At 42.2% G+C, this 13911-nt stretch carries 9 protein-coding genes; 5 read left to right on the top strand and 4 right to left on the bottom strand.

Going from position 1 to position 13911, the window contains the following annotated elements:
- Positions 1-4: 4 nt before the first annotated feature.
- The 4 genes from proA to KXD93_RS20660 all read right to left on the bottom strand — a co-directional run bounded on the left by proA (position 5) and on the right by KXD93_RS20660 (position 7854).
- Positions 5-4666 (bottom strand): anti-phage protein ProA, encoded by a 4662-nt coding sequence (proA, locus tag KXD93_RS20675; RefSeq protein WP_258139251.1) that lies wholly within the window; start codon positions 4664-4666, stop codon positions 5-7.
- A gap of 153 nt (positions 4667-4819) precedes the next feature.
- Complete coding sequence (locus tag KXD93_RS20670) at positions 4820-4975, bottom strand: lmo0937 family membrane protein (RefSeq protein WP_258139250.1); 156 nt, start codon at positions 4973-4975, stop codon at positions 4820-4822.
- Between the two features lie 481 nt (positions 4976-5456).
- Entirely contained in the window at positions 5457-6353 is an 897-nt protein-coding gene (locus KXD93_RS20665; protein WP_258139249.1) for a cation diffusion facilitator family transporter, read from the bottom strand.
- A 79-nt stretch (positions 6354-6432) separates the two neighbouring features.
- The gene (locus tag KXD93_RS20660) at positions 6433-7854 is read right to left on the bottom strand and encodes an ATP-dependent DNA helicase (RefSeq protein ID WP_258139248.1); all 1422 of its coding nucleotides are present in this window, start codon (positions 7852-7854) and stop codon (positions 6433-6435) included.
- 139 nt (positions 7855-7993) lie between these two features.
- Here KXD93_RS20660 and KXD93_RS20655 point away from each other — a divergent pair, with 139 nt between their 5' ends.
- The 5 genes from KXD93_RS20655 to KXD93_RS20635 all read left to right on the top strand — a co-directional run bounded on the left by KXD93_RS20655 (position 7994) and on the right by KXD93_RS20635 (position 13799).
- Positions 7994-9214, top strand: a complete 1221-nt coding sequence (locus tag KXD93_RS20655) for an acyltransferase family protein (protein ID WP_258139247.1) — start codon at positions 7994-7996, stop codon at positions 9212-9214.
- A 174-nt stretch (positions 9215-9388) separates the two neighbouring features.
- Positions 9389-10645 carry an acyltransferase family protein gene (locus KXD93_RS20650; RefSeq protein WP_258139246.1) on the top strand — a complete coding sequence of 419 codons (1257 nt, stop codon included), beginning with the start codon at positions 9389-9391 and terminating at the stop codon, positions 10643-10645.
- Between the two features lie 81 nt (positions 10646-10726).
- Positions 10727-11536 carry a DUF3822 family protein gene (locus KXD93_RS20645; protein WP_258139245.1) on the top strand — a complete coding sequence of 270 codons (810 nt, stop codon included), beginning with the start codon at positions 10727-10729 and terminating at the stop codon, positions 11534-11536.
- The gene (gene rsmD, locus KXD93_RS20640; RefSeq protein ID WP_258139244.1) at positions 11512-12051 is read left to right on the top strand and encodes a 16S rRNA (guanine(966)-N(2))-methyltransferase RsmD; all 540 of its coding nucleotides are present in this window, start codon (positions 11512-11514) and stop codon (positions 12049-12051) included. Before KXD93_RS20645 ends, rsmD begins: the two co-directional genes overlap by 25 nt.
- A gap of 74 nt (positions 12052-12125) precedes the next feature.
- Positions 12126-13799: a glycosyltransferase family protein gene (locus tag KXD93_RS20635; protein WP_258139243.1), complete on the top strand. Its 1674-nt coding sequence runs from the start codon at positions 12126-12128 to the stop codon at positions 13797-13799.
- Positions 13800-13911 lie beyond the last annotated feature (112 nt).

Below are 13911 nucleotides of genomic sequence, written 5' to 3'. Positions count from 1 at the left end.
AATCTTAGTTTGCCTTCAGAAACTCTCCATCCTCGATAACACTGCCTTTTTCTAAACTCAAGTCGATATGATGCAAAATATCGTTCTTCAAATCTTCTGTCACTCTCGCGAACCCAAGCATTTTTGCGATAAAGGATACCGCCGCTTCCGGTTGTATGCCGATGGCTTCTTCAACCACCTTCTGTATAGCGAGGTCAATTTCCTCCGGTGCAATATATTCCAGTTTCTTTGAAGTTGACGGTAAAGCGCTCCTGTCTCGCAATGTTGGCTGTTCTATGTCTGCCGGCCAAAGAAAATCTCCTTTTGCCTTTATCATCCGTTGGTCAAGCGCATATTGAGTTGCCTGGGTGATGGTATATTTAACCCGCGAATTTACTTTACCTATCCGTGCAGCATCGGCCATTCTACGGGTCATTTCTTCTAAATGCACCGGGCCTTCTGTTTTTACAACATCTGTTATCCACCCGGCAAGTTTTGCAAACGAGTGCAGGTGCATTTCAGGCAGCCCAACTTCCGCAGGTAATTTAGTTAGAACATAGGGCGGAAGTGAGCTTTTTACTTCGCCTCCCTTTTCGCGGTTTACGGTAATCACTTCGTGATCCTGTGCTTCGTCGTCAATATCATCCTGCGCGGTAAGTTCCTTCGCCTTTTCTATGGCTGCTACCAGGCGCTCCAGTTCCTGCTTGGGGTTACGGAACCAATCGGTGCTCCAGATACGGAAGATCTTCCAGCCCATGGTTTCCATTACCTGTTTACGTAGCCTGTCCCTGTCGCGAGCTGATTTTGCCGATGCATAAGCCTCTCCGTCGCACTCTATCCCTAAAATGTATCTGCCCGGATTTTGCGGGTCAACAATTGCCATATCGATATAAAAAGCTTCGGAACCTACTTTTTTGCGAACGGTATAACCCTTAGCAACAAGCTGATCTGCCACCTGGTCTTCAAATGGTCGCTTTTGAGTATTAATAATTTCATCAAGCGAGTCGAACCGCCCATGTTGTGCAAAGTACAGGAAACTTTTTAGTGCCTTTATTCCAAACTTGGTGGATTCCGTAGGTTTGATATCTTCGGATGTGATGTTGGTAAACACCTCACACCTAAGCTTTGCGCGGGTTATCAATACATTTAACCGTCGTTCGCCGCCCTCATTGTTCAGCGGGCCAAAACTCATCGGGATCTTACCTTCTTCGGTTTTACCATAGCCTATACTGATAAAGATCACATCACGCTCATCGCCCTGCACGTTTTCCAGGTTCTTCACAAAAAATGGTTCGTTGGGATGACTGCGAAAAAAGTTCTCCACTTCAGGATGTTTCCGTCTCCGGCCCTCCAGCGTATTTTGAATAGCCTGCATTTGCGCTGTACTGAATGCCACCACCCCCAAACTTTGCTTCGGATTATTTAGTGCGTGATGGATCACCGCATCGGCAACGGCTTCTGCTTCTATAGGGTTGGTGCGGGTTTTCCCCCTATCGTATACGGCATCCTCCAAATAATGAAACGCGAGGCCCATTTTCGTTCGTGAACCCGGGCTTGGGAATATCACCAGCTTATTTTCATAAAACTCACGGTTCGAGAGACTGATCAGCGACTCGTGCCGACTGCGGTAGTGCCACCTCAGCATGCGCTGTGGTGCTCCCTGTGCATCGCACATCCCTAAAATGCTTTGCAGATCTGCTGTTACGTTGTCTTCGTCTTCGATATCCGTATTCATCTTATCGAAGAAGCTGGTAGGCGGCAATTGCTTTGAATCGCCCACAACGACCAATTGTTTGGCCCGTGCAATAGCACCCAAAGCCTCAACCGGGCGCACCTGGCTGGCTTCGTCGAATATTACCAAATCAAACTCGATACTACCCGGTGCAAAGAAATTGGCTATCGACATTGGGCTCATCATGATAACAGGCTTGATGGCCTGGATAGCCAACCCTGCTTCCGAGATCAGCTTACGGATCGGCATTAGTCTTGCCTTCTTGTTAAACTCGTTACGTAGGATATTTACCTGTCCGCCAGCCTGTTGTCTTGGCACGCCTTCCCAATGTTTTAAAGCGACACGGGCACGATTATAATGCAGGTTCAACAGGTCGAGTTTCCTGAATTTCTCAATTACTTCCTCGTGGCTGGCACGTTCGAATTTTATCAGTGCAGGGCTAAAGGCAAATACCTGGTCAATCAAATATTCGTACCATGTTTTTTGCAATGCAGTTTTTAAATGTTCCCTTGCCCCCTCCCATTCCAACGACGAATTTATCAATACTGACAACCCCTCCTCTTTGGCTGTCTTTGCCAGGTTGTTCCACGCGATCATCTTTTGCAGCTCCGGGAATTTGCTGATCCAGCTTTCAAGCATTTGCTGCTGCGCCTCGAAAAAGATTTGATCTAATGATGTTCCGGGTGAACGAACCGCTAAATCCACCTGCAATTTTTCTAAAACTGCTTGTAAGCTTTGCAGCTGTGCATTTAGTTTAGTGGTTAGCAGATTAAAGCTTGCTTTTGCGGCATCGCCATTTTCTATTTTCGCCAGGTATTCAATAATTTCCCTTGGAACGGTTCGGGAGGCAATGGCGCCTTGTAATTGCGCCAGGTAAGTCGCCACCTTAATCAATCCATCCCAGTCCGACCGCTGTTTTAGCCAACGGTTGCCGAACAAACGTGCAGCCAACGGCTCCAACTCATTCAAAGTATTTTCTAATCTGCGCGACTCAGAAATAGCATCAACCATTCTTATCTTTTCGGCTGCGCCGGATGGCAGCGGCACTTTGCTCATGGCAGCTAACTGCTTCTTACTATTGCCATAAGCGCCGATCATAAACTTATACCATTTATCGCCATAGGCCATAAGGTTCTGGCGCATCTCCAGCACATTTTGATCCCATGCCTCAGGGATCAGAATGTCTTTATATTCCTGGCGAAGTGCGGCAAAGCGCTTGCCGGTTTCCAGTAGTTCGGTAATATCATGCTGATTAAGCAGCCATGCGTCGTTATTTACACTGATACCCTTTAGATCCGGGCTTTGTGAGGCCAATTCGCAAAGCTCTAAAAGCTGAATTGAACCCAACCTGCTTTTAGGCGCAGCGATGCTGAATTGAGCTGCAACATTTTCAACTTCCTGCTGTAAATATTTTAACGATTGCAACGCCCCTGATAATAATTGCTGAACAGGTTGCTCTTCATGAGGCATCAATACGTTGAGCTTGCTACCCCAGAAAAGCAATTTTGACGGGATCCCAATATCATTCAGTCGCGCCTGGATCCTGTCGGCCATAGCTTCGGCGATTCCCATGCGATTAGCGTCCCAATGTTCAATCTGTTCTATGGCAATTTTTGGCAGGTGTACCTGCGACGAAGTTTTTGAAATATTCAGCAAAAAACCGATTATTTTTTGTGCCGATAAGCCGCTGCCGATAATGGCATTATTGATGGCGCTGCAATATTCATTGAGTTCCTTCCGATAAGCTTCCAGTAAAACCAGTTCCTGCTGCAAGGCTTCAAAAGTAGGTTTCCCCAATTCGAGCACGCGCTTCAATTCCTCATGCAACTCCTTTTTGTTTGCCTTATGGCTATGCAATTCCAGGCAGGCTTCACCCAAATTAATGGCATCCAGGCGTCTTTTTACAACGTCGAGCGCAGCCATCTTCTCGGCCACAAACAAAACCTTTTTGCCCTGACCTATGGCATTGGCAATCATATTGGTAATGGTTTGTGATTTACCTGTTCCCGGCGGCCCCTGGATTACCATGTTCCGGCCCTCATGTACGGCCAGCATAGCCAGCACCTGTGAGCTATCCGCATCCACTACCTGGAACAATTCATTGGCTACCGTGTCTGTATCCAAATAATCCTCTTCAGTGGCGGTCGGCTCTGCATCTTTAAATCCATCCGAAAAAAGCGCATTAATATTAGGATGAATAGCAGGCGCATCCTTTTCGGGCCATTTGCTGCTGTCAAGGTCATGATAGATCATGAACTTACCGAACGAGAAAAATCCCAGCTCCATAGCATCATCATCGATCTTCCATTTTGGATAACGTGTGATACGTTCCCTTATATCGGCAAAATATTGTTCGATATTAAAATCATCTGTTTCCGGAAGATCGGGAATAGTGATGTTAAAATCAGCCATCATCTTGGCCTGTAAGGACAGATTTGCGCCAATTTCGACCCCGGTATACCGCAAGCGGAACCGTTCGTTGGCGCTTGAGCGTTCCAATGAAACCGGGATCAGCAATAGTGGCGCTTGTCTTACATCCTCATCGTTTCCTTCCTCGTACCAGTTCAACATCCCCAACGAAAGATACAAGGTGTTTACACCCTGCTCCTCAATGCTGGTTTTAGAAAAATAGTATGTGTTTAACAACTTTACCTGCAGCTTCAAATCAACCTCGCTGGTTTGCAGTTTGGTGTCCTGGTAAGCCTCCATTATTTCGGGCTGCGACAGTTCAGGGAACAAGGCACCTTGTTCTTCGCCAACCTTTTCTGGCAGGCCCAAAAACGTCATCGATTTATTTTGCTTTACGAGGATCTCATAAATATAAACCGACTTTTCCTGTATGATATGAAGCCCGCGGGCCTTCGAAGTTTTATAATTTAACAGCGGATTGCGTAAACCCAAATCCAAAAGCTCCTTACGCGATGCCTCCAGGCGGGATAGAATAGTTTCCTGCATAGTTGTGTTTAAGAAATTATAAACATACGGATTTTTGTGAGGAGTTCATGGTTGATGGTTCATAGATGATGGCAAGAAGCTCCCTTGTTATAAACAATGAAGGCGACCTTATGGCCGCCTTTTACTATCAACTAAAAATAAATAAAGTCTTTATTAAATAGCCGACGGGCTTCTGATGATGCCGATCAGGAATGAAATAATTGCGATTACCAATAAAACATGGATAATTCCGCCTGCAGAGTAAGCAAATACTCCAATCGCCCAACCTATGATCAGGATGACTGCGATGATATAAAGTAGTGATTTCATGGTGTTTGTTTTTTAAGTTAAATGTATTAACCATAGTTTAAAAACCGTGCCAAAAGAATTTTTCAAGAAAATTTTATTTAGTTTGATATAAAATGTTCTATAAACAATACGGTTGTATGGACAGATTTAAAAAAGCCTTAATTTAATGTGATTTCGACTAAGCAAATGGTTACCTCACCTCAAACCTTTTTCCAACCATGTGCAGTCTCGGCGCCAGGTGAGACGAAGCGCAAGTTAGTGTGTCCAGCCCGGCAAAGTGTTCCATTTTTATATGTGGAACACCCGGAACAAAGTGAAACATACTGAATATCAGATACTTAATCTTTAACAACTAATTGAGTACCTGATGATCAAGCACTATATTGACAACTTGGTATTAATTTAACCAAACGTTTCCACGCGTCAAACATGGTTATTACACCATTTCGACTCAATAACAAATGACTTAATGACCCAATGACTAATGACTAATGGCTAAAGACTATTCCCTAACCGGTTCAATAAAAATCTGTTTAAATCTCGGAAAGTCTTTTTGAATAGTTTTGGTGATGCGCTCAATGGCATCCGTTATTTGGTGGGTGGTCAGGTTATCCTTAAATACGGTATTCAATTGCAGCAAAACTTCCTCCGGAGACATATAGGTGCTGAAATGCTTTTTCACTTTTATAACTGCTTCGTCAGCCTGGGTAAGTAATATCACTTTCTTCAACGTTTTCCGACTGGTTGATTCGCCCAGTAGCAAGCTCTTACTTTCACGCACCAGCACGGCCGATATAGCTATCAATATCAAGCCTATCACCATGGAAGCAATACTATCATAATAGGCATTATGATAATAATGTCCTAAAAATACGCCGAGGAAAGCTACAAGCAGGCCCGCCATATCGCCTAAATCTCCCAACAAAACAATAATAGTCGACGGGTCCTTTGTTTGAATTATAGCCTTCCAGAAGTAAATGCGGCCACGCTGCCGGTTAAATTCCTTTGTAGCTGCATAAAGGGAGATTGATGTAAATATGAATGCTATTCCTAAAACGCTGTAATCCCACGCCTCATTACCGTCAAGCACCGGGTGCTGAATGCGTACGATCCCCTGGTATACTGAAACACATCCACCCAAAACAAAGATCATCAACGATACGATGAACGACCAAAAGTAAAGTTCCTTACCGTAGCCAAACGGGCGGCTCAAGTCAGGTTTCCGGTTACTGGTCTTTATTCCCCAGATCAATAATAACTGGCTTACCGCATCAATGACTGAATGGATGCCCTCCGATATCATTGACGAACTCCCGGTAAACGTGGCCGCTGTAAATTTCGATACTGCAATAAGCAGGTCGACGGCAAGGGAGATATAAATGAATACTTTTGATTTCATCCTTGCGGTATAACAACGTTTGTGGTAATTGGTTGTGTGCGAAGTAGATTATGACTAAAAGAACACTAATGACTATTGACTAATCATCATCTTCACCCTTAACAAAAAACTGTTTGTTAAAATTAACCAGGTACAATTCACTTACGGCGCGCGTACAGGCGGTATAAAACCAACGCAGAAAATCAGTATTCACCATTTCATCGGTGAGGTAGCCCTGGTCGATAAATACAGCATCCCATTGCCCTCCCTGGGCCTTGTGGCAGGTAATAGCGTAAGCAAATTTTATTTGCAGGGCGTTATAATAAGGATTTTGCTTTAACTCGTTCCACTTTGCGCGCTTGTTTGGGATATGATCATAATCCTTCATTACCTCCAGGTAGAATTTCTTTTGATCATCGGGCGTTAGCGCCGGCGCTTCGGAATACAGCGGATCCATCATGATCTTGCAGTCGATTACCGGATCTTCAGCATAGTCAATAAACTCCAGCTGCACATCGGCAAAGCGAAAGCCGTACATATCCTCAAAGCGGCGCACCTTCTTTATGCGGGCAATATCGCCGTTGGCGATAAAACCTGTACTGCTCTCCTCCTTTTCCTGCATCCAGAAATAGTTGTTCTTAACCACCATTACCTGGTCGCCGCCGGTAAGTTCCTCTTCTCGATAAAGAATCCTGTTACGGATCTGCCTGTTATAGGCGTTGGCGTTTTTGTTAGACCGGCAAATTACCAGCGTATTATCGTTACCGTATTTGTTATAGGCATAATTCAGCCCCTCTTCCAGCATCTCGCCGCCCATGCGGTAAACATCCTTATAGCCCTTGGTAATTATCTGGGGCATTTTCTCCTTACCCCGGCGAATGATATCCCTCACTTTGGTTACGTTAAATAAAATCCCCGAATCCTTTTGCTGGCGCAGCACATCGGTAAGCTCGTAGCTGTGAACATCAAGTCCAAACCGGTCCTTCATCAACTTTGGGTTCAAGGCCGGGCTATCATCGGAACCTACTGGCGGCAGCTGCGCCGTATCGCCAACCAGCATCAGTTTACAGTTTTTAGTGTTATAGGTAAAGTTTACCAGGTCGTATAATAGTGAAGACTTGTGGCCTATCCCGATATCATCGGAGATCATGGAAGCTTCATCAACAATAAAAAGGGTATTATCAGCGAGGTTATCCCCAATTAAAAAGCCCTCGTCCAAATTTACCGCCGATTTTTTACGGTAGATCTTTTTGTGAATGGTAAAGGCCTTTCTTCCGGAGTAAGCTGTAATAACCTTAGCCGCACGACCTGTTGGCGCCAGCAGCACATATTTAAAATTGTATGCCCGTAAGGCTTTTGTTAAGGCTCCTAAAATTGTAGTTTTTCCGGTACCTGCATAGCCTTTCAAAATGAAGCACTCATCCCCGTCATTGCTTACCAAAAACTCATGCAGCCTACCGAACAGCTCCAGTTGCTGCGGCGTGGCTTCATGCGGAAATGCTTTTTGGATGTGGTCGTTCAAGAGTCTACCGGGTTATGACGCGGTAAATTTACGAATAATTGAACTGGGGCAATCTATTTCAGGCAAAGTGTTCAAAGCAGTCAAATTAAACGCAACAAAGTATCCTTTCTACCCGTAAAAGCCTTTTCAATTCACCTAAATGAAGAAACTTTACCTCGAATTTTTAAGGGGCACGGCTGCAATTATAGTATTGCTTTATCATTGCATCGAAATGCACCCGCAGGGAAAGGGTCCCAAACATTTTTATTTTTCAAACTGGGGTACCGACGCGGTCATTATGTTTTTCATCCTGTCAGGCATTGTCATCAATATTTCTGAATCACGTAATCCAAAAACCAAGAGCGCATTTATAAAAAACAGACTATTACGGCTTTACCCGCAACTTATAGTTGGTTTGCTATTTGGTTTAATAGTTTTGTACATAACCTCTGCCGCTATACCGTCATTTTGGACCATCGTCGGCAACTTTTTAATGCTTAGTGCTTTAAAGGACTACATGAACAACATTGTGCCAAGTTTCGCAAGCAACAGCCCTTTATGGAGTTTGTCGTTCGAGATGTTCTTTTATCTGATTTTTGCCTTGACAATCGGCCGCTTTCAGAAAAAAGCAATTGCCGTTTGGTTCCTGGTATCGTTACTGGCTTTGCCCTTTTACTATTCAAAACTTTCTGTTGGTGCATGGGGCCATCTATTTGGAGTGATCACATTCTCGTCCATTTGGTTAATCGGTTATTATGTATACGAGTATCGAAATTACTTTTATGCCGATAAATATACCGCGTTGTTTAGTGCAGGTGTTTTGCCTCTAATTTCAAGATTGCACCTCTCAACCATTTATTACGATCCGGCTAAATATCTTCTTTTTGCAGCATTTGCAATTCCTTTTTTTCGGTATTGCTTACAGTTACCAAAACAAGGGAAACAGATCAGGTTATACTACCTGGTGATCCCTTATTTGGTTTTGGTTTATATAGTGTTCAATCAGCCGTATTTAACCTTTACAAGTTTTGTTGCCTATAGCGGGTTGCCGGTTGTATTAATGGCAATATGTTTTATGCTGGGTTTATTAAAGCTAAAAGAAAAGGCCATTGTGTTTATCAATAACACTGGTAAGATCCTGGGTAAATATTCCTATTCAATTTATGTTAGCCATTACCCGGTTCTGTTTGCGTGTGCCTATTTTTTTCACAGCGTAGGCTTGTATTTGCTGGTTAGTTTGCCTTGTATCGCAGTTATTACCTATGGCCTTGAAAACTGGCTGCAACCGGTTATGGCGAACTTTTTCAAGAAACAAAAAGCCCTATTCATGCTTGAGGCTCCAGGCTGGATAGGCATTGAAAAACTGGCAAATGCTTCATAGTTAATAAATAGCACCTTATTTCTAGATTTTCAGCACACAGGCTAACTATAAATCAATAAAACCAGGCTACAAACAACTGTAAATTAAAAAGCCAACACTAACGAAACATTTAATTCAAGTCTTCGTAAAAAGGGATTAATAGTTTTTTATTGCATAAATTCTAACTCTCTCTGTGTGAAAAAAATTTACCTCGAATTCCTAAGGGGAATCTCAACAGTATTTATTTTAGGTTGGCACATGGCTTTCCTTGCTCCTACGGGCCATCCTACTCACCTTACTGCCTATTGGGGCACAGATGCATTGATAATGTTTTTTATGCTATCGGGCCTGGTAATTAACCTTTCTGAAAGCAAAAAGCCCAAACCAAGAAGAGAGTTTATAAAAAATCGCTTTATAAGGATTTATCCGCAGTTTCTTGCAGGTATGTTATTGGCATTTGTAGCATTATATGTAACAAATACGGCTTTTCCATCAATTAAGGATACCATTGGAAATTTCTTCATGGTAAGCACCATGAATGATTATATGGGTTATGTTGTTACCAGTATCCAAAGTAACTTGCCGGTATGGTCTCTCTCGTTTGAAGTTGGCTTTTACGTGTTGTTTGCGTTCACCATTGGCCGTCATCAAAAAAAGGCATTATTTTATTGGTTCATGCTTTCCCTTGTAGCCATACCACTCTACTTTTTAAAGATTGAGCGCGATGCGCTTACTCATGTTATAGCGGTGTTTGCATTTTCGTCAGTTTGGCTGGTAGGTTATTATATCTATCAATATCGCAGCTATTTTTATGCGGAAAAATACACAGTGCTTTTCAGCCTTGGTATCCTCCCCTTAATTTCAAGAATGCAATTCTCAGCAAATTTTTATGACCCATTAAAATATTTTATCTTTTCAATATTCTGTATTCCATTTTTCAGGTATTGTTTGCAATTGCCGCCATCCGGAAAAAAAATCAAAATGATATACGTGATAATCCCACATACCATTTTTGTTATCATTGCGCTTACTGTACGTTATATGCCTTTAAAAAATGCAATTGTGTACAGCACGTTCCCTTATTTGTATATGGGTGTTGGCTATATTATTGATCTGTTGAAAATAAAAGACGAGCTGATAAATTTCATCTCCAAATCGGGGGCTATAATGGGTAAATATTCCTACTCTTTATATATCAGTCACTATACCATTCTGTTTATCTTCTCGAAGCTAATCCACAACGTGTTGCTCTATGCACTTGCCAGCTTACCTATTATTTTAGTGATTGCCTATGGGCTGGAGAGCTGGTTACAACCAGTGGTGATGAGTTATTTTAGAAAAAGTAAGCAACAAGATACAGAAGTAAAACCAAAGGCAGATATGGCTGCCAAGCAACAAGATGCACAATTGTTGCCACACCAGGCACCTTCAGTGCGGTTAACAGGCTCATAAAAATAAGGTTAAAATTTATTTAGAGGCCGCCCTATATTGCAGATAGCAAATCATAAAAAATAATTACTTTTGCTTATCTGCATGAGCGACAATAACAATTATACCGATAATAACTTTAACCTGTACCAGGCTTACAGTTATACTTTATTACTACAGCTTGAGGCAACTTCATTTAGCTATGCAGTTGTGACCGATAGCCACTTGTTGGTTTCCGCACAAAATTGCGCCCTGGAGGAATTGGTGCAGCCACGTGCTTTACACGATCTTTTATCGGCTACTTATAAAAAGGTAATCATCGGAATGCCGTCGACCGCTTTAACGCTTATCCCGAGCAGCTTATTTAATGAGGAGCAAGTCCCGGGATTTGCCCGTTTTTTGGATGTTAAGGACCACGAAAAGGTTTTTGCCCAAACGCTCGACGACATTAACGCCATTATTTACAAAACAAACGATAGCCTTGTAGCCGCAATACAGAAATTTGGGCTACAAAACACCGTTTATACTGCAAAAGGATGGATAAAGGCAATTGCAAAAACCAACCCGCCAAATAGCAATCTGTATATCGAAATTGGTAAGGACAAGGTTCACTTCCTTTACTTTTCGTTAAACGCCTTACGTTTTTACAACACCTTTGAGTTTAAAAACGAGGACGAATTAGCCTATTTTACTTCGTTTGTTACCGAGGAACTTAACTTAAAAGCTCAGCAGCTAACGCTTGTAGTAAGCGGAGACGTTACTGCAGGCGATAAAAACCTTACCCGGCTGGCCTACTTTTTCCCAAAAATTGAGCTGAACGGATTAAAGGTACTTGAGTTGCCCGGTCAAATTGCTTCACATAAATTCCTGGCTCTCGCCGCCTTATCGTTATGCGGATCATCGGAGGTTCTTTAAAGGGATTAAGGCTTAATCCGCCGAAAAACCTACCGGTTCGTCCTACTACAGACTTGGCCAAGGAGGCATTGTTTAACATCCTGCAAAATAAAATCGACTTTGAAGACATCAAGGTACTCGACCTGTTTAGCGGTACTGGCAATATCTCTATGGAATTTGCCTCACGTGGCGCGGCACAGGTAATATCGGTTGACCGCAGTATTTATTGTGTGCATTACCTCAAAGATGCTGCACGACAACATGGACTAACCACCATTAAAGCTTTTAAGGACGATGTGTTTAAATACCTACAGCTGGAAACTGAACAGTTCGACCTCGTATTTGCAGATCCTCCATACGACCTGAACCAAATCCCTGAAATCCCAAAGATCATCTTCGAAAAAAAACTCCTGCTGCCAGGTGGATTGCTAATTGTGGAGCATCAATCAATGCAGAACCTAAGTAATCACCCCGCGTTTTCAGAGCAGCGAAAATATGGCCATTCTTCTTTTTCGTTTTTCGTCAATCAAATGTAACTAAAAAGCAATTTTAGCGGTATAAATGCCTAAGAGGAATATTGCTGAAATATTAAGTATAAATCATCCCCCTAATGATTAAAGCCGAACCCAAGCGCATGCCGTTAAAAGATAATACGAAGTATTGGTTAGCCTGCATTGTTATGCTACTTATTGCCATGGTGCAATGTTACAGAACAATACATGATCTTCACTGGGCCAGCGAACCAGATTTTGACAGGGACATAGCTTATATCCGTGCTACCCTCAATGGCAATTATGGCAAGGATCCCAATATAGCTGGCCAATATATGTGGTATAACCCAATGCTTTTCCTGATGGAAACATTGATAGTAAAAGTCACCGGCCTCCCAATAAACATAGTTGTAGCGCGTGCCGGTGCATTTATAAACCTGCTTAGCCCTGTTGCATTTTTCTTTATGGCTGTAAAGCTTTTTGATTTTAAGGTTGGCCTGGCAGCTCTGCTTTCATTTTTGTTTTTGGTGAATGGCAATTTGCCATGCTGGGGCGGGGCTACTTATTCGCCATGGCTTATTTCTGATACTTTTTCACAGTTCCTGTTTTATACAAGCATTTTCTTTTGCTACAAGGCATTTGCTGAACAAAAATTATTTTGGTTTATAATACTTGGCGCCTCATTGGGCTTAACATTTCTAGGGCACTCGGCACCCGTTTTTATAATCATTTTAATAATGATTTCTATCCAGGGACAAAGGGTTATTAAAGCCTTACGATCAAAAGAATATCCTGCCATTGGCAAATTATTTTTCCAGGGGCTTGTTACTATAATTCCTTTTGTAATATTCGCATTTCCGTTTCTTTATTATGTTTATGGCAAATACCATTTCCATTTTATCAATCATGCGATTTTAGAATGTGCCCCCGGCGTATTTGCACGCAAGGAAACTTTAACACTGCTCAAACTAAACATCACTTTTTCCCTGCCAATTTCAGTTATTGGCCTGGTATGGTTTTATAGGAAATTTGAAAACCAAACACTTCGCAAAATAGTTTGGAACTGGTTTTTTATATGTCTAATTATGTACGTGTATGAATCCGCAGTACCCACTGCAGACCATATTTTACATATCAAGCTTCCGGATACCATCCCGGCATTTCATTATTTCTTTTACCTGAAAGCTTTGCAGTCTGTCTTCTTTGGATTTGGGTTTATATTCCTGTTGTCCAAATTGGTACAATGGATAAACAGTTTAAATAAAAAGAATTTCACACTTAAATTTTCAAACAACCTGGTAATCATCTGCGTATTATTATATGCGTTTCTTTATTATCCTATTTATAGCAAACGGGCAGACTTTGTTGAATTAAGGGAAGAGGCTATAAAAAAAGCAAATGAAAAAGATAAAATAGAAGTATACAACTTCATCACCACAAGCATCCCGCTTGACAATGTTCTTTTATGTGAGCATGATCTATCGCTTTTCCCTGTAATGCCTTCGGCTATAAAAATGGTATCGGTTGAAACTTATTTCTCCAATCCTTATATCAGCTATGACCAGCGCGAAAGCGACAGGAATACTATGCTTAATTATTTGTCAGCATCTGTGCCTGCCAGTGCTGCAAAATTGTTTAATGATTATAACGTAAGTATCGTTTTGCTAACCAACCAGGATTATGCAAAATTCAAAACTCCCGCTTTTGCAAATGTCAAAGTGATCTTTAAAAACGGATCTTTTACAATGTTGTCATTCGGGAAAAATAGCGATATGCTGACGGATAATCTTTAAAGCGACACTCAGAAACGCGGTGCATGGTGGCTCAGCAAGCAAATACTATTTGGCCGTAATAATTGGAAGCACGATCTGCGGAATCTGTCGGTAACCTGTTCCCGGTTAGACG

It is taken from the genome of Mucilaginibacter phenanthrenivorans (genome assembly GCF_024721155.1).
Lineage (GTDB): Bacteria > Bacteroidota > Bacteroidia > Sphingobacteriales > Sphingobacteriaceae > Mucilaginibacter > Mucilaginibacter phenanthrenivorans.
The sequence above is the reverse complement of the archived record's forward strand: the minus strand, read 5'-3'. Positions and strand labels throughout refer to the sequence as shown.